This is a genomic window from Aliirhizobium smilacinae, assembly GCF_006335145.1.
GTDB lineage: Bacteria > Pseudomonadota > Alphaproteobacteria > Rhizobiales > Rhizobiaceae > Neorhizobium > Neorhizobium smilacinae.
The window spans coordinates 1423683-1440810 of the sequence record NZ_VDMN01000001.1 but is presented as its reverse complement, the minus strand read 5'-3'; the positions used below and the strand labels follow the sequence as shown (position 1 = coordinate 1440810).

The 17128-nt window shown below is 61.4% G+C and carries 16 protein-coding genes; 12 read left to right on the top strand and 4 right to left on the bottom strand.

Features of this window, described 5'->3' with window-relative positions; translation table 11 throughout:
- The first annotated feature begins 329 nt into the window (after positions 1-329).
- The 4 genes from chrA (at position 330) to FHP24_RS07075 (ending at position 3929) form a co-directional block, all read left to right on the top strand.
- Positions 330-1676, top strand: a complete 1347-nt coding sequence (chrA, locus tag FHP24_RS07090; protein WP_139674825.1) for a chromate efflux transporter — start codon at positions 330-332, stop codon at positions 1674-1676.
- A 100-nt stretch (positions 1677-1776) separates the two neighbouring features.
- Complete coding sequence (locus FHP24_RS07085; protein WP_139674822.1) at positions 1777-2625, top strand: TIGR01459 family HAD-type hydrolase; 849 nt, start codon at positions 1777-1779, stop codon at positions 2623-2625.
- Between the two features lie 55 nt (positions 2626-2680).
- On the top strand, positions 2681-3685 hold the full coding sequence (locus FHP24_RS07080; protein ID WP_139674819.1) for a bifunctional riboflavin kinase/FAD synthetase: 1005 nt from the start codon (positions 2681-2683) through the stop codon (positions 3683-3685).
- A gap of 4 nt (positions 3686-3689) precedes the next feature.
- Positions 3690-3929 (top strand): BrnA antitoxin family protein, encoded by a 240-nt coding sequence (locus FHP24_RS07075; RefSeq protein WP_139674816.1) that lies wholly within the window; start codon positions 3690-3692, stop codon positions 3927-3929.
- Between the two features lie 17 nt (positions 3930-3946).
- Here the strand turns inward: FHP24_RS07075 and FHP24_RS29400 are convergent, their stop codons facing one another.
- Positions 3947-4144 (bottom strand): type II toxin-antitoxin system HicA family toxin, encoded by a 198-nt coding sequence (locus FHP24_RS29400; protein ID WP_139674813.1) that lies wholly within the window; start codon positions 4142-4144, stop codon positions 3947-3949.
- Positions 4144-4401 carry a DUF1902 domain-containing protein gene (locus tag FHP24_RS07065; RefSeq protein WP_139674810.1) on the bottom strand — a complete coding sequence of 86 codons (258 nt, stop codon included), beginning with the start codon at positions 4399-4401 and terminating at the stop codon, positions 4144-4146. Before FHP24_RS07065 ends, FHP24_RS29400 begins: the two co-directional genes overlap by 1 nt.
- A gap of 324 nt (positions 4402-4725) precedes the next feature.
- On the opposite strand from FHP24_RS07065, the gene ileS reads away from it, so the two are divergent.
- Together ileS and FHP24_RS07055 are read left to right on the top strand one after the other, a co-directional pair.
- Entirely contained in the window at positions 4726-7632 is a 2907-nt protein-coding gene (gene ileS, locus FHP24_RS07060) for an isoleucine--tRNA ligase (RefSeq protein ID WP_139676176.1), read from the top strand.
- A 133-nt stretch (positions 7633-7765) separates the two neighbouring features.
- On the top strand, positions 7766-8404 hold the full coding sequence (locus FHP24_RS07055) for a hypothetical protein (RefSeq protein WP_139674807.1): 639 nt from the start codon (positions 7766-7768) through the stop codon (positions 8402-8404).
- A gap of 31 nt (positions 8405-8435) precedes the next feature.
- On the opposite strand, the gene FHP24_RS07050 is transcribed toward FHP24_RS07055, so the two are convergent.
- Entirely contained in the window at positions 8436-8891 is a 456-nt protein-coding gene (locus FHP24_RS07050; protein WP_139674804.1) for a nucleoside deaminase, read from the bottom strand.
- Between the two features lie 148 nt (positions 8892-9039).
- Here FHP24_RS07050 and FHP24_RS07045 point away from each other — a divergent pair, with 148 nt between their 5' ends.
- Genes FHP24_RS07045 through FHP24_RS07035 form a run of 3 tightly spaced genes read left to right on the top strand, consistent with a single transcriptional unit; the run spans position 9040 to position 12635 of the window.
- Complete coding sequence (locus tag FHP24_RS07045; RefSeq protein ID WP_139674801.1) at positions 9040-11181, top strand: pseudouridine synthase; 2142 nt, start codon at positions 9040-9042, stop codon at positions 11179-11181.
- A gap of 3 nt (positions 11182-11184) precedes the next feature.
- Positions 11185-11745: a 16S rRNA (guanine(966)-N(2))-methyltransferase RsmD gene (gene rsmD / locus FHP24_RS07040; protein WP_139674798.1), complete on the top strand. Its 561-nt coding sequence runs from the start codon at positions 11185-11187 to the stop codon at positions 11743-11745.
- An 8-nt stretch (positions 11746-11753) separates the two neighbouring features.
- A complete protein-coding gene (locus FHP24_RS07035) occupies positions 11754-12635 on the top strand; it encodes a patatin-like phospholipase family protein (RefSeq protein ID WP_139674795.1) in 882 nt (293 codons plus the stop codon).
- A 12-nt stretch (positions 12636-12647) separates the two neighbouring features.
- Here FHP24_RS07035 and FHP24_RS07030 read toward each other — a convergent pair whose 3' ends face one another.
- Positions 12648-14471, bottom strand: a complete 1824-nt coding sequence (locus FHP24_RS07030; RefSeq protein ID WP_139674792.1) for a monovalent cation:proton antiporter-2 (CPA2) family protein — start codon at positions 14469-14471, stop codon at positions 12648-12650.
- Between the two features lie 136 nt (positions 14472-14607).
- Between FHP24_RS07030 and FHP24_RS07025 the strand changes: the two genes are divergently transcribed.
- From FHP24_RS07025 to FHP24_RS07015, 3 genes are all read left to right on the top strand, one after another.
- Positions 14608-15954 (top strand): TldD/PmbA family protein, encoded by a 1347-nt coding sequence (locus tag FHP24_RS07025; RefSeq protein ID WP_139674789.1) that lies wholly within the window; start codon positions 14608-14610, stop codon positions 15952-15954.
- 4 nt (positions 15955-15958) lie between these two features.
- On the top strand, positions 15959-16759 hold the full coding sequence (locus FHP24_RS07020; RefSeq protein WP_139674786.1) for a 3'(2'),5'-bisphosphate nucleotidase CysQ: 801 nt from the start codon (positions 15959-15961) through the stop codon (positions 16757-16759).
- A 61-nt stretch (positions 16760-16820) separates the two neighbouring features.
- Entirely contained in the window at positions 16821-17057 is a 237-nt protein-coding gene (locus FHP24_RS07015) for a DUF4170 domain-containing protein (RefSeq protein WP_139674783.1), read from the top strand.
- Positions 17058-17128 lie beyond the last annotated feature (71 nt).

The following is a 17128-nucleotide window of genomic DNA, read 5'->3' as shown; positions in this document are numbered from 1 at the left end:
GGACAGGTCCTTAAGGACCCGCGGATCTCGTTTAGCACTCCTCTGTTAAGAGTGCTAACCGGCCCCGAGATAAGGGTGGCCGATGGACGAGTCAAGAACGGGCTCGAAATTTAAAGCGCCGCCCGGAACCTTCAGTCGCAAGAGTATTAACGGCTTTGACCCTGGCTCGCTGACCGATCGTTCTCCCGCTCGGGCGCGGTGGCTTCTCGCATCGGACTTTGGTGGAAGCGTGGCAGGTATATGAATGTTGTGTCACATGGCTTTCATGCTGCTTGCTTAGACGGCACAGTCTGATATCCGGCCGGTGCCGGATCGGTGGGGGGAAGTGAATGGCAGTGACGGATCGCGTGGCGACGAATGAGCTATCCGCACCTCCGACGCTTGCCGAGCTGACCTCTGTCTTTGCCCGGATCGGTCTGTTGAGCTTCGGCGGCCCGGCGGCGCAGATCGGCATGATGCACAAGGCATTGGTTGAGGAAAAACGCTGGATCTCCGAAGAGCGGTTCTTGCATGCGCTGAACTACTGCATGCTCCTGCCGGGGCCGGAAGCGCAACAACTGGCAACTTACGTCGGCTGGCTGATGCACGGCACGCGCGGCGGCATCATTTCCGGGCTTCTATTCGTCTTTCCGGGCCTCGTCGTCATCACCATCCTGTCGGCAGCCTATGCACTCTATCAGGAGACGGCCTGGCTGACAGGTCTGTTCTTCGGGCTGAAGGCTGCGGTGCTGGCGATCGTCGTCGAGGCGGTGATCCGGCTTGGCAAAAAAACGCTGAAAACCGGTTTTCTCTGTTGCGTCGCCGCTGCGGCTTTCGCGGCTTTGTTCTTTTTTAGCGTGCCGTTCCCGGTCGTCGTCCTGGTCGCGGCACTGGCCGGCTTCGTCAATGCACGGCGTCTCGATATACCGGCCGTTGCCGTCGAGCCTGGTGATCTGCCGCCCAGACCGCCGGCAGGCAGGGCGGTCGCCGGGCTGCTGGGTTGGATAATCGTCTGGCAATTGCCGCTGCTGATCCTCTGGGCCGGTTCGGCGCCGGCTGCATTGACCGACCTGTTTGCCTTCTTTTCGAAAATGGCGATGGTCACCTTCGGCGGCGCCTATGCCGTTCTCGCTTATGTGGCGCAGGTGGGTGTCGAGGATTACGGCTGGCTGCGCCCCGACGAAATGCTGGACGGGCTGGCACTAGCCGAAACGACGCCCGGTCCGCTGGTCCTTGTTCTTTCCTTCGTCGGTTTTCTCGTCGGCTTTCGCGAGGCATCTGGCACGGCGGGCGGGGTAGTGGGCGGAATCGTCGGCGCTTTTCTCGTCGCCTGGGCGACCTTCGTGCCGAGCTTCATCTTCATCTTTGCCGGCGCACCCTATATCGAGCGCCTGCGCGGCAACCGGACTTTACCCGGTGCGCTCTCGGCAATCACCGCCGCGGTCGTCGGCGTCATCCTCAATCTGGCGATCTGGTTCGGGCTGCATGTGTTGTTCCGCGAAGTCGGGACGATCGAGCTTCTGCCGGTAATCGGTCTTGATCTTGCGCTGCCCGCCTGGTCGAGCCTAGACCCGGCCGCACTTGCTTTCTTCGTAGGTTCGGCCTTTCTGCTGTTCGGTTTGAAGCTCGGCATGGTGCCGGTTCTTGGCCTTTGTGCGGCTGCCGGACTGGTGATCCGCCTGCTTGCCATCCTGTAACGCCCGCATGAAATATCCCGCACTGCACGCAAATCTCCTTGCCATGATGGCCACGCTTTGCGACATCAGCGCGAGATATGAAGCAAGGTGATCGACAGGCATGGCAAAGCGTATCCAGAATCTGAACGAAGTGATCGGCGGCTACGATGTGGTTCTGTCCGACGTCTGGGGCGTTGTGCATAACGGTGTCGCAGCCTTCCAGCATTCCTGCGCCGCGCTCGCCGCAGCCAGAAAAGCCGGCGCGACCGTCGTGCTGATCACCAATTCGCCGCGTCCGGCCCCTGGCGTCATCGAGCAGCTGAAAGTGCTGGGCGTCGAAGACGGCACCTATGATCGCATCGTCACCTCCGGCGACGTGACCCGCCATCTGATCGCCGAAGGTCCGAAGAAGGTTTTCCTGCTTGGCCCCGAGCGCGATATGCCGTTGTTCGACGGGCTGGATGTCGAGGTCGTTTCGGCCGACGAGGCGGAAGCCATCGTCTGCACCGGCTTCTTCGACGACGAAAAGGAAGTGCCGGAAGACTATACCGAGATGCTGACGGCTTTCGTGAAGCGTGACGTGCCGTTCATCTGCGCCAATCCCGATCTGGTTGTCGAGCGCGGCCACAGGATCATTCCCTGCGCCGGTGCGGTCGCCGCCTATTATGAACAGCTCGGCGGCAAGACCCGCATCGCCGGCAAGCCGCATTTTCCGATTTATGAGGCTTCGCTGGTAGCTGCCCGCGAAGCGCGCGGCGATTTCGACAAGGCGAAAGTGCTCGCCATCGGTGACGGCATGCCGACCGATGTGCGCGGCGCGCTTTCGCAAGGGCTCGACCTGCTTTATATCAGCGCCGGTATCCATGTGGCGGAATACACCGTCAACGGCGAGACGGACGAGGCCATCCTGCAGGCCTGGTTGAAAAGCGAAAATGCCGCGCCGAAATTCTGGATGCCCAGACTGGCCTGACGGTGTGGCCTGACTGATCTTGTAAAGTCGAATAGCCTGATCCGGACGTCTCATCATGACTGTATTCCATCGCAACGAAAAGAAGGATCCGCTGCCCGAGGCCCTGCAGGGCGGCGTGGTGGCGATCGGCAATTTCGATGGTGGGCATCGCGGCCATCGCAGCGTCTTGGAACGCGCGCTGGCGCTCGCAAAAGAGCGTGGCGTGCCGGCGCTGGTCCTGACCTTCGAGCCGCATCCGCGCACGGTTTTCAAGCCGGATCAACCGGTCTTCCGCCTGACGCCGGCACCGCTGAAGGCAAGACTGCTGGAGGCGATGGGTTTTCGGTCGGTGATCGAATATCCGTTCGATCGCGACTTTGCCTCCCGTTCGGCGGAGGATTTCGTCAAGTCGATCCTGGTCGACTGGCTGGGCGCAAGTGCTGTCGTCACCGGCTTCGATTTCCATTTCGGCAAGGGCCGCGAAGGCGGCCCGGCCTTCCTGATGGAAGCCGGCGAGCGCCATGGTTTCACCGTCTCGCTGGTCGACGCCTTCCGCGATGAAAATGCCGACGTGATCTCCTCGAGCCGCATCCGCGACCTGCTTTCCGCGGGCGATGTCAGCCATGCCGCCGGCTTGCTCGGTTATCGTTATACGGTCGAGGCCGAGGTGATCGACGGAGAAAAGCTCGGCCGCCAGCTCGGTTTTCCGACCGCCAACATGAAGCTGCCGCTTGAGGTGGAATTGAAGCCCGGCATCTACGCCGTTCGTTTCCGCCGTCCGGATGGCAGCATGTATGATGGCGTCGCAAGCTACGGCCGCCGCCCGACGGTGACCGATAATGGTGTGGCCCTGCTCGAAACCTATCTGTTCGACTTCTCCGGTTCGCTTTATGGCGAGATATGCGCGGTGTCCTTTTTCGGCCATCTGCGCGACGAGCTGAAATTCGACGGGCTCGAGCCGCTGGTGGCGCAGATCAAACGCGACGAAGAGGAGGCGCGTGCGCTACTCTCGGGCGTGGCGCCGATCGGCGAACTCGACATGAAAATCGCATTCGCCTCGGATGTGAAAAGCGAAGGATAAACACATGGCAACGACCCCGCGCAGACCGGTCAATCCGATGGATGCAGCCGAAGCCCTGTTCAAGCCCACCAAAAAACCTGCCGCTCCGGCCGTCGAAAAACGCGCTGTGCCGGAAGCGAAAGAACTTGTGTCGATAAAACTCGACAGCGCCGTGATCGAATATTTTCAAGATGACGGCCCCGGCTGGCAGGACCGCATCAACGATGCGCTACGGGCGGTGATGCTGGAAAATCCGAAGGATTGAGACGAGGTCTCTATTTTTTAGAGGCGCTTTTCCGAACCCGCATCTTTCAGGATGGCGTTGGCGGTGTGCCGGCTCAAAAGATGACGCGGAAGCAATATGATTTTTCCGGTGTCCCGCGAGCGCCACTTTTCGTGTGAGCCCTTCGCGTTGGTGAGATATTCATATCCGAGTTCCGAAATGATGGTGCGGACGGTTTTGTAGAAACCATCGACCATCAGGCGGCAGCCGGAATGGCGGTGGGTCTCTCCCAGAGAATTGCCGGAATGAGATCCCTGATCGGTGTGTCCGCAAGATCCGCTGCCGACATATGGTTGGCAACGATCAGGTCGATGGCTGCGTCAAAAAGAACGTCCTCGAAAGCGTCCACAGTCGGAGCTTCGATATGGAGGCCATCGATATCGCTCTCGGAATAAAAAACCTTGGCCTCGGCGTCCCAAACAGCCTTTACGAAAAACGTTCTTTTCATAACCATGGCCCAAACCTGTATTGGTGCAGTCGATAGAAGAATATACGCCCTCTCGTTGGTCAGGCAATCGTGTCGTCTCTCCTATCTGATTTCCCCCTTCCTTTCCGTCCGAAAACGCCTTAATAACCGCGTCCATGACAGATTTCCGGTCGGCACGGATCATGCGCAAGATGATCATACGAATTATCGGCCCGGCTTTCTCCGCTGCTTGAGAAAAGCTGCGGGAAGGTCCGGGATTTTGGCGTTTGAACAGCGCCTCCGCCACCGACTTCTCATCCGCATCGCGCCCCAAAGCGGCGCCAGAGACGATTGCCAGACATGACCGATACAGTGACTGAAACGGGCGAAAAGCTCGATTACTCGAAGACCCTCTATCTGCCCGAGACCGAATTTCCCATGCGTGCAGGCCTGCCGCAGAAAGAACCGGAAACGGTTGCCCGCTGGCGCGAGATGGATCTTTACAGACAACTCCGCGCTTCCGCCGCCGGCCGCGAAAAGTTCGTGCTGCACGATGGCCCTCCCTATGCCAACGGCAACATCCATATCGGCCATGCGCTGAACAAGATCCTGAAAGACGTCATCACCCGCTCGTTCCAGATGCGCGGATATGACTCGAACTACGTTCCCGGCTGGGATTGCCACGGCCTGCCGATCGAGTGGAAGATCGAGGAAGAAAACTACCGCGCCAAGGGCAAGGCCAAGCCTGACCTGAAGCAGCCGGACGCGATGATCGAATTCCGCAAGGAATGCCGCGCCTATGCCGAAAAGTGGATCAAGATCCAGGCGGAAGAATTCAAGCGCCTCGGCATCGTTGGCGATTTCGACAATCCCTATCTGACGATGAATTTCCATTCGGAAAGCCGCATCGCCGGAGAACTGCTGAAGATCGCCATGAGCGGCCAGCTCTATCGCGGCTCGAAGCCGATCATGTGGTCGGTCGTCGAGCGCACGGCGCTGGCGGAAGCCGAGGTCGAATATCATGACTACGAGAGTGACACGATCTGGGTGAAATTCCCGGTGGTTAGTGGCTCGGAAGAGCTGGCCGATGCCCACGTCGTCATCTGGACGACCACGCCTTGGACCATCCCTGGCAACCGCGCCATCGCGTTTTCGCCGCGCGTCGCTTACGGCCTGTACGAAGTGTTGACGGCCGAAAACGATTTCGGCCCGCGTCCGGGTGAAAAGCTGATCTTTGCCGATGGTCTGTCGGACGAATCCGCTGCCAAGGCAAAGCTCACCTTCAAGAAGCTGCGTGACGTTTCCGCCGAAGAACTCGCCGGCATCACTGCTGCCCACCCGCTCGCCGACCTCGGCTACGACTTCGCCGTGCCCCTTCTCGCCGGCGACCACGTCACCGATGATGCCGGTACCGGTTTCGTCCATACGGCCCCCTCCCATGGCCGCGAAGACTTCGAGGCCTGGATGTCCAGCGTCAAGGAACTCGAAGCGCGCGGCATCGATACCCGCATCCCGTTCCCGGTCGACGATTCCGGCACCTACACCGCCGACGCCCCCGGCTTTGACGGCGCTCGCGTCATGGATGACAACGGCAAGAAGGGCGATGCCAACGATCGCGTCATCAAGGCGCTGATCGAACGCAACGCGCTGTTTGCGCGTGGTCGCCTGAAGCACCAGTATCCGCATTCCTGGCGCTCCAAGAAGCCGATCATCTTCCGCAACACGCCGCAATGGTTCGTCTATATGGACAAGGACCTGAAGGACGGCACGACGTTGCGCACCCGCGCTCTCAACGCCATCGACGATACCCGTTTCGTCCCCGCCGGCGGCCAGAACCGTCTGCGCGCCATGATCGAACAGCGCCCGGACTGGGTTCTGTCACGTCAGCGCGCCTGGGGCGTCCCGATCTGCGTGTTTGCCGATGACGAAGGCAATGTCCTGCAAGACGAAGAGGTCAACAAGCGCATCCTCGAAGCCTTTGATGCCGAAGGGGCGGACGCATGGTTTGCTGCAGGTGCCAAGGAACGTTTCCTCGGCAATGGCCATGACCACGCCAAATGGACGCAGGTGATGGACATCCTCGATGTCTGGTTCGACTCGGGGAGCACCCACACGTTCACGCTGGAAGATCGCCCCGACCTGAAATGGCCGGCCGACGTCTATCTCGAAGGGTCCGACCAGCATCGTGGCTGGTTCCATTCGTCGCTCTTGGAATCGGCTGCCACCCGCGGCCGCGCACCTTACGATACGGTCGTCACCCATGGTTTCACCATGGATGAAAAGGGCCAGAAGATGTCGAAGTCGCTCGGCAATGTCGTGTCCCCGCAGGACGTGATGAAGGATGCCGGCGCCGATATCCTGCGCCTCTGGGTCATGACCACCGATTACTGGGAAGACCAGCGTCTCGGCAAGACGATCATCCAGACGAACGTCGATGCCTATCGCAAACTGCGCAACACCATCCGCTGGATGCTCGGCACGCTGGCGCATGATGAAGGCGAGGAAATCGCCTATGCAGAGCTTCCCGAACTCGAAAAGCTGATGCTGCATCGCCTGTTCGAGCTCGATAAGCTGGTGCGCGAAGGGTATGACGCATTCGAGTTCAAGAAGATCGCCCGCGCGCTGATCGATTTCGCCAATATCGAACTGTCGGCCTTCTATTTCGATATCCGCAAGGACGCGCTGTATTGCGATGCGCCGTCTAGCCCGCGCCGCCGTGCGTCGCTTGCCGTCATCCGCAAGATCTTCGAATCCATGGTGACGTGGCTGGCGCCGATGCTGCCTTTCACCACCGAAGAGGCATGGTTGTCGCTGAAGCCCGATGCGGTTTCGGTGCATCTCGAGCAATTCCCGGACGTGCCGGCCGAGTGGAAGAACGACGCGGTTGCCGAAAAGTGGGCAAAAATCCGCAAGGTCCGTTCGGTCGTGACCGGCGCGCTGGAAATCGAGCGCAAGGACAAGCGTATCGGTTCTTCACTGGAAGCGGCTCCGGTCGTCTATGTCGCCGATGCCGATCTTCTGGCCGCACTTGAAGGCCTCGAATTCGAGGAGACCTGCATCACCTCGGCCATCACGATCACGACAGGCGAGGGGCCGGAAGCGGCTTTCCGTCTGGCCGAAATACAGGGTGTCTCCGTCGATCCGAAGCTGGCCGAAGGGGTCAAATGCGCCCGTTCGTGGCGGGTTACGACCGATGTCGGTTCCGATCCTGTCTGGCCGGATGTTTCGGCGCGCGATGCGGCGGCACTCACCGAACTCGCAAAGCTTGGCAAACTGTAATGTCATGAACTGTGCCGGATGATTGCGCTTGAGTGCGTCATCCGGTATTCCTGCCTGAAATTGGCCGGATTTATCCGTCAGTCGATTGCAATTGTCTCTAAAGCGTCGAGGCGGGCGCTCTGGTAGGGGTTTGATGGAAACGAAGAAAACCTTGCATGTGGCCCTGAGCGCGGCCGGCTTGTTGGCTGTGACCGTGGCGCTTTCCGGCTGCATGGGAAGCCCGACCTATGGCACCGACAAGACGGCCATGGAACAGCTGGGCGATGACGTGACCTCGGCTATCGATATCGGTGGTGATCGCAGCAAGGAAAAGGCCAAGATCCGCTACAACCCGCGTCCGTCGCTGGTTGTTGCCAGCCATCAGGAAGGCGGAAACCTGCCTCCACCGCAGCAATCGCTTGCCAACCGCGAAAACAATCCGAACTGGGTCGAGTCGCCGGAAGAAGCCCGCGAGCGTCTGCGTCAGGAAGCGACCGACAACCAGGGCAATCCGAACTATCGTTCGCCGCTGCTGGCAGGCCGTGGTCAGGCCGGCCAGATGACGGAGCCGGAGAAGTGGGAAGCCTTCCGCAGGGCCAAGGCCAACGCAAACGATCCGGGTATCGTCGGTGGCCGCCGGACGCTGTCTGACCCGCCGAGTCAGTATCGCTCTGCCGATGCCACGACCCTGCAGGATCTCGGCGAGCCGGAAACCAAGAAGGAAGCGCGCCGCAAGAAGGAAGCCGAGGCGGCGTCCACAAAGGATTCCTCCTGGTGGAAGCCTTTCCAGTAAAGTTTGGCCAGTAAGGCTCGGCCAATAAGGCTTATTTCTCCCGTCGCGAACGGAAAAAGCCGGTAAGCAGTTCGGCTGCCGGTGTTGCCGCAATGCCGGAATAGACTTCCGGCGCATGGTGGCAGGTGGGTTGCGAGAAGAACCGCACGCCGCTTTCCACAGCTCCGCCCTTGGGATCGTTTGCGCCGTAATAGAGGCGGCGGATACGGGCAAAGGATATCGCCCCGGCGCACATGGTGCAGGGTTCCAGCGTCACGTAGAGATCCGCTCCACCGAGGCGTTCGCTGCCGAAACTGGCTGCAGCCTCACGGATCACGGCAATTTCGGCATGGGCGGTAATGTCGTTTTCGGCGCGGGTGCGGTTGCCCGAGCGGGCAACGATCTCGCCGTCGATGACGAGTACGGCGCCGACCGGAACCTCGCCACGTTCGGCGGCATTCCTGGCTTCTGTCAGTGCGGCATCCATGAAGCCGTCGCTCTTAGGCATTTCAGCGATTTCCTCTTAACCCGGATCGCATGAACTGGTAGGAAGCATGCAACACGAAGCGCGCCTTATGGGTGCGCATCCATCTGGTCAACACGAACAAGTATGTCCGGAACGTATCCGTCGACATCCTGCTTCAGGCAAACAACAAATGAATTCAAAAGACAAGCCGAAGCGCGGCGAAGCCAAGACCTTCGTTCGCGAAATCAAACCGAGAGCGGAAGGCAAGACTGTTTCGAAGTCCGGCGCCAAGCCCGGTTTCAAGTCCGCGGCCAAGCCGGCCGGTGGCGCTGCAAAGCCGCGCGCCCAGGCGGAAGGTGCTGTCAGGAAGCCGGTTCGTTCGGCCAAGCGTGAGGAATTCGTTGCTGATGGCGCGTCCGCACCGACGGAAGGCAAGCCGGAGCGTATCTCGAAACTACTCGCCCGCGTCGGCGTGGCGTCGCGCCGCGACATCGAGCGGATGATCCTCGAAGGCCGCGTTACCCTGAACGGCAAGCCGCTCGATACGCCGGTCGTCAACGTGACGCTGGAAGACAAGATCGAGGTGGATGGCACGCCAATTCGCGGCATAGAGCGTACGCGCCTGTGGCTTTACCACAAGCCCGGCGGTCTGGTGACGACCAATTCCGATCCGGAAGGCCGCCCGACCGTGTTCGATAACCTGCCGGAAGGCCTGCCGCGGGTTCTCTCCATCGGCCGTCTCGACATCAACACCGAAGGCCTGCTGCTGCTCACCAATGACGGCGGCCTGTCGCGCACACTCGAACTGCCGACCACCGGCTGGCTGCGCCGCTACCGCGTCCGCGCCCATGGCGAGGTCGATCAGGCCGAACTCGACAAGCTGAAGGACGGCATCGCCGTCGACGGCGTTCTCTACGGTTCGATCGAAGCGACGCTCGACCGCAGCCAGGGCCGTAACGTCTGGATCACCATGGGTCTTCGCGAAGGCAAGAACCGCGAAATCAAGAACGTGCTGGGCGCGCTCGGTCTGGAGGTCAACCGCCTCATCCGTATTTCCTACGGCCCGTTCCAGCTCGGGGACCTGCCGGAAGGCGAAGTTCTGGAAGTGCGCGGCCGCACGCTGCGCGACCAGCTCGGCCCACGCCTGATCGACGAATCCAAGGCGAATTTCGAAGCACCGATTTATAACGAGCGCGTCGTCGAAGACGAAAAGCCGCAGCGGGAAGAAAAGGCCGAACGGCCTGCAAGGCCCGAGCGCAGTGGCTGGGCCGATCGTGGAAACGACCAGGGAGATCGCCGCGAGCGTGCCCTTGGTCGTCTAGACACCAAACGGCCCGATGCCAAGCGCCCGGAAGCCCGTCGGGATGATCGCAAGTTTTCCGACAAGCCGGCAGGCAAGTTCGGAAGCAAGCCCTCGGATCGCGATTTCGGCGAGGATAAGCCGAAGAAGCGCCCGCCGATGGGCACCAGCCGCACCGCCAATGTCTGGATGGCGCCCGGCGCCCGTCCGACGACCGACGACACTGGCCGCAAGGTCACAGCCCGCGCCCAGGCCGAGCAGCTGTTCAAGAAGCCGGCACCGGAGAACGACCGCCGTGTCGTCGTCAACCGCGTCAAGGAAGACAGCGACTGGATCCGCGGCGAGGACCAGCCGGAAAAGAGTGGTTTCGGCGGCAAGCGTGGTGATCGCGACGATCGCGGTTTTGGTGACAAGCCGCGCGGCGAGCGCTCGTTCGGCGACAAGCCGAGGGGTGAACGCTCCTTTGGTGATCGCCCCCGCGGCGACAAGCCCTATGGCGATCGCAAGCCCCGTGAAGACGGCGACCGTCCGGCACGGCCCAAGTCCTTTTCCAGCGAGGGGCGCTCGGAGCGTCCGCGCGGAGAACGCAGTTTTGGCGACAAGCCACGTGGCGACCGTCCCTACGGCGACAAGCCGAGGGGAGAACGTTCGTTCGGTGATCGCCCCAGAAGCGACAGGCCCTTTGGTGACCGCAAGCCGCGCGAAGATGGCGACCGTCCCGCACGGTCTTTCTCGGATCGCCCGCCGCGTGGTGACCGCCCGGCCCGCGAAGGCAGCGGTGAACGCTCTTTCGGTGATCGTCCAGCAAGGGGCGACAAGCCTTTCGGTGGAAAGCCCGCAGGCGCAAAACCCGGTTTTGGTGGCAAGCCGTCGGGTGGAAAACCCGGTTTCGGCGGTAAGCCGGGCGGCGGAAAATCGTTTGGCGGCAAGCCGTCCGGTGGCAGACCCAGTGGTGGCAAGCCCGGTGGTGGTGCGCGCGGTGGCCCAGGCGGTGGACGTCCTGGCGGTAAACCGCGGACACCGAGGGGCTAAGCTGTGCGGATTGTAGGGGGTGAGTTCCGCGGCCGCGCTCTGGCCACGCCGAAGACGAACGATATCCGGCCGACCATCGACCGGACGCGCGAAAGCCTGTTCAACATCATCGGCCACGTCTATCCGGACGCGGTCGATGGTACTCGGGTGATCGACCTTTTTGCCGGCACCGGTGCTGTCGGGCTGGAAGCTTTGTCCCGTGGCTGCAAGCAGGCGCTGTTCGTCGAAAACAGCGTCGAGGGCAGGGGGCTGCTCTGGGAGAATATCGACAGTTTCGGTCTGCACGGCCGGGCGCGCATTCTCCGTCGCGACGCGACCAGTTTGGGCTCGATCGGCAACATCGAGCCCTTCGATTTCCTGTTCGCCGATCCACCATACGGCAAGGGATTGGGCGAAAAGGCATTGTTCTCGGCTCATAATGGCGGCTGGCTGGCGGCAGGCGCCCTCGTTGCGCTCGAGGAACATGCGGATGCCGTAATCACCGTCGATCCTGCCTTCAAACAGCTGGAAAGCCGGATGTTCGGCGATAGCCGCATCGAATTCTATCGTTATCAGCCGGGCTGATCCTCACGATGAACACACGCCTCTCCCTGCCGGATCTGGATCCTGAAAAAAGCGGGGAGGGCCTGCGTTATGCGGTCGCCTTCGGTGGCGGCGGAGCGAGAGGTGTCTCGCATATCTGCATCATCGAGGCGCTCGACGAACTCGGCATCACGCCGGTGGCAATCTCGGGATCCTCGATCGGCGCTATCATGGGCGCCGGCATGGCGTCCGGCATGCGAGGCTCGGATATCCGCGACTATACGCTGCGCACGATGGGCAACCGCAATTCGCTCTTCAATCGCCTCTGGACGCTCGGCCCCGCAAGCATGCGCGACAAGCTGGGCGGCTTCCGTTTCGGCCATTTCAATCTCGACCCTATCCTCGATGCCTTCCTACCTCCCGATATCCCGGAGGATTTTGCCGATCTGAAAATCCCGCTGAAAATCTCCGCCACCGATTATTACGGGCAGGCCGAGGTGGTGCTGGAAGAGGGCGATCTGCGCACAGCGATCGCCGCATCGGCTGCCATTCCAGGCCTGTTCATGCCGGTCTGGGTCAACGGCCGTGTGATGATCGATGGCGGCGTCTTCAATCCTGTTCCTTACGAACAGCTGCTGGACCTTGCCGATGTGGTGATCGGCGTCGATGTGGTCGGCGCCCCGGAAGGCGACGGAACCCATCCGCCCAGCCGTATCGACAGTCTTTTCGGCGCCAGCCAGCTGACCATGCAGGCCTCGATCGCACTGAAACTCAAGCTCAACCCGCCGCACATCTTTCTGCGCCCACAGGTAAACCGCTTCCGCGTCCTGGATTTTCTCAAAGCCCAGGAAATCCTCGACGAAGCGAGCCATGTGAAGGACGAGCTGAAACGGGCGGTCGATGCGTTGGAGACGGCGGTTGGAAGGGACTGAACCTGTCCGTCGTCACCACTTCCCCACTGACAAACCCGTGTTGACGCCGCCGGCATCGTCTTCCTCGACGGTGACGCGTTTCGGCTTGATCAGCGGTTCCGGCTTGACCGGGCTGTTGAACAGCTTGTCCCGCCCCGCCGAAATACCTTCGACCGCCTGGATCTGCAGCCGTTCCTCGTCGCGGCGGCGGATGTCTTCGAGGATTTCCCCGGCACGTGCCTCGGGCATTCCGAGCGCTTCCAGCGTTTTTGCCCCGAAAAGCAGGCCGGATTCCAGCGTCTCGCGCAATTCGTATTCGACGCCTTTTTCCCGCAGCCACAAGGAGTGGATACGGTCGTAGGAGCGGGAAAACAGCCGCACATTTGGGAAATCGGACTGGATCAGTTCGACGATCTTGTTGGTCGTCTCTCGTTTCTGCGTCGCGACGACGACGATCTTGGCTCGTTCGATGCCCGACGAGACGAGAACGTCGCGGCGGGTGCCATCGCCGAAATAGATGCGGAAACCGAAATTGGCGGCCTGGCGGATGCGATCGGCCGAATCGTCGATCACGGTAACATCGCGTCCGCCTGCAAGAAGGATCTGCGCGGCGATCTGGCCGAAGCGCGAAAAGCCGATCATCAGCACGTCGGCGCCAGCACCGGCACCGGCAAAATCCTCGTCCAGCTCCTCCCGTGTTTCGCCGCTCATGAACCGCTTGGCGAGTGCTGCCCCAAGCGGCGTCAGCGCCATGGACAGCGTTACGATGGCGATCAGCATTGAGGCAGTCGATGAAGAAAGCAGCCCGGCGGCCGTCGCGGTGGTAAACAGTACGAAGGCGAATTCACCGCCCTGCGGCAGCAGGAAGGCGATCTGGATCGCGTCGTTATGGGATGAACCCCACAGCCGGCACAGCCAGTAGACCACCAGCGCCTTGACCGCCATGAAGACGATCACGGCCGGCACGATGAACAGGATATGGTCGATGATCACGCCGAGTTCGAGCGACAGCCCGACCGCGACGAAGAACAACGCCAGAAGCAGGCCGCGGAACGGTTCGATATCCGCTTCCAGTTCGTGCCGGTAGGAGGATTCGGCCAGCATCACGCCGGAGAGAAATGCCCCCATCGCCATAGAAAGGCCAACCATCTGCATCGCGGCCGCGGATCCGAGCACGACGAGCAGGGCGGCTGCGATCATCACCTCGCGCGCCCCTGTTCGCGCAATGATCTGGAACATCGGATTGAGAAGATATTTTCCGGCGACGATCATCGCGGCGATGGCGGCGACCGCGACGGCAAAATCGACAAGCGGCGTGGCGGCCTGTTCTTCCGTGCCGGGTGCGAGCACGGTGATCAGCGCCAGAAGCGGCACGATCGCCAGATCCTGGAACAGCAGCACCGAGAATGACCGCTGCCCGTATCGGCTGTTGATGTCGCCGGCATCGTTGAGCAACTGCAGGGCGAACGCGGTGGATGACAGGGCAAGGCCGAAGCCGATGATCAGGCTGCCCTGCCAGTTCGCCAAACCGGTCTCGAAGGAAAGCGCGGCGAGCACAAGCCCGCTGAGCAGCACCTGGGCAGGCCCGAGGCCGAATACGTCACCGCGCATCTGCCACAGGCGCGAAGGCTTCAGTTCCAGCCCGATGACGAAGAGCAGGAAGACGACGCCGTATTCTGCAACATGCAGCACTTCTTCCGTATCGGTGATGCGTTGGAACACCGGTCCGATGATCACGCCGACCGCCAGATAACCGAGCACGGTGCCCAGCCCCAGCCGTTTGAAGATCGGCGCGGCGATGACCGCTCCGGCCAGAAGAAGCAGCATTTCGGTAAACAGCGAGCCGGGTGCGGTCATGCAAAAACTTTCGATCGGCGAAAAGGGGTAGTCAGGTCGTTCGAAAGGCGCGACAACCCGGTCAAGAAAAGGTGTGGCGCCCTTGATGCTTCGAAGCGCTCACAATAAATGGGACGGCAACGAAAGGCTTGCAAATATGAGCTCCGAAATTGATTCCGCCCAGCTTTTGTCCCGTGCTTCCGAATTGATCGATCTGGCGAAGGCCGCAGGGGCGGATGCGGCCGATGCCGTCGTCGTGCGCTCCCGCTCCCGCTCCGTCTCGGTTCGCCTCGGCAAGGTCGAGGGAACCGAATCCTCCGAGAGCGACGATTTTGCCCTGCGCGTCTTCGTCGGCCAGAAGGTCGCGAGCGTTTCAGCCAATCCCGGCTTCGACATGAAGACGCTGGCCGAACGCGCCGTCGCCATGGCGAAGGTCTCGCCCGAAGATCCCTTCGTCTGCCTTGCGGACGCCGAGCGGCTGGCAAAATCCTATCCTGATCTCGACCTCTTCGACCCGACCGATGTGCCGACGGACGATCTGCGCGAGACGGCGCTGGCGATGGAAGCGGCCGCCCTTGAGGTCAATGGGGTTTCAAATTCGTCCGGTTCCGGAGCATCTGCCGGCATGGGCGGCATGGTTCTCGTCACGTCGCACGGTTTTTCCGGCAGTTACATGGCCACCCGCTTCGGTCGTTCAGTCAGCGTGATTGCCGGCGAAGGCACGAAGATGGAGCGCGACTACGATTTCGACAGCCGCCTTTACGCTGCCGACCTCGATGCGCCCGACCTGATCGGCCGCCGCGCCGGCGAACGGGCGGTTGCCCGCATCAACCCGCGTCAGGTGCCGACGGCAAGCAATGTCACCGTGGTTTTCGACCCTCGCATGGCGCGCGGTTTCGTCGGCACGATTGCAGGTGCGATCAACGGCGCATCGGTTGCCAGAAAGACGAGCTTCCTGCGTGACCGGATGGGCGAGCAGGTGCTGAAGGCCGGCCTCAACGTCACCGACGATCCGCTGATCGTACGTGGTTCCTCTTCACGTCCGTTCGACGGCGAGGGCATTTCGGGCGAACGGATGACGATGATCGAGGACGGTGTGCTGAAACACTGGTTCCTGTCGACCTCGACCGGCCGCGAACTCGGCCTGCCGACAAACGGACGCGGCGTGCGCGGCGGCAATTCCGTCAGCCCGACCTCGACCAATCTGGCGCTCGAGCCGGGCGACATCTCGCCGGAAGAGCTGATCGCTTCGGTCGGTACCGGCCTTTATGTGACTGAGCTGATCGGCCAGGGCGTCAACATGCTCACGGGTGAATATTCGCGCGGCGCGAGCGGCTTCTGGATCGAGAACGGCAAGCTCGCTTTTCCGGTCTCGGAAGTGACGATCGCGTCGAACCTCAAGGACATGTTCATGCGCCTGACGCTGGCAAACGACATCGACCGCAAATACGGCGTCGCTTCGCCGACCATCGCGATCGAGGGCATGACGCTGGCGGGAAGCTGACGCCATGGCTCCCTTCGACAATCCATGGAGTGCGGATCTCGATCTCATCCTCGATGCTGCGCGTCAGGCGGGTGAGATCGCCAACGGCTTCTTCCGGCAATCGCCGGAAGTCTGGTGGAAGAACGAGGGCCGCTCGCCGGTCAGCGCTGCCGATTTTGCCGCTAACGATTGCCTCCAGTCGCTTCTTTTGAAAGCGCGCCCGAACTACGGCTGGCTTTCGGAAGAAACCGATGACGACAGCGCCCGGCTGAGCTGCGAAACCCTGTTCGTCGTCGACCCGATCGACGGCACCCGTGCCTTCATTGCCGGTGAGCCGATCTGGTGCGTGTCGGTGGCGGTCGTCCACAATGGCCGTCCGGTGGCGGGCGTGCTCGTTGCGCCGGCGCTGCAACAGGAATATCAGGCATCCGCCGACGGGCCTGCCTTGAGAAACGGCTCCCCAATTGCTGTCCGGTCAGGCACCGAGACTGGCGAGTTGGTTCTGGCTGCGGACGAGAAGATCGTTCGAAAGCTGCAGGCCGAGCTTGCCATCCACCGGGTCAGCCACGTTCCGTCACTCGCCTATCGGCTGGCCATGGCCGCTGACGGACGTATCGATGGCACGATCGTCAAAACGGGCAGCCATGATTGGGATCTGGCCGCTGCCGACCTGATCCTGGAACGTGCCGGCGGGGCGCTGGCGGGCCTTGAAGACGAGCCCCTGACCTACAATCGCACAATCGTCAGTCACGGCGTTCTGGTCGCCGGCACGCGCCACGCGCGCCAGGTGCTTCTGCCTCATCTTGTGACCGGTGCTGCGGGTTGACCTTTGTGGCGTAATGCCGCAGAGGAAGGGCTTCTAGTCGAATAAACGGACGGATTTGGAAATGACGGAATCGAGCGACAAGAAGCAGCTCCTGCACCTGGTTTTCGGCGGTGAACTTTCGAGCCTGGCTGGTGTCCAGTTCAAAGATTTGTCGGCCCTCGACATCGTCGGCATCTATCCTGACTATGCCACGGCACTGGTCGCCTGGCGTGCGAAGGCCCAGTCGACGGTCGATAATGCCGAAATGCGCTACTTCATCGTCCACATGCATCGCCTGCTGGACCCTGAAAACAAGTAGGCCTGACACAAGCCGCAAGAAATATGATAAGGCTTCAGGTTGAGGGGGCTCGACCGGAAGCCCGCTTTTTT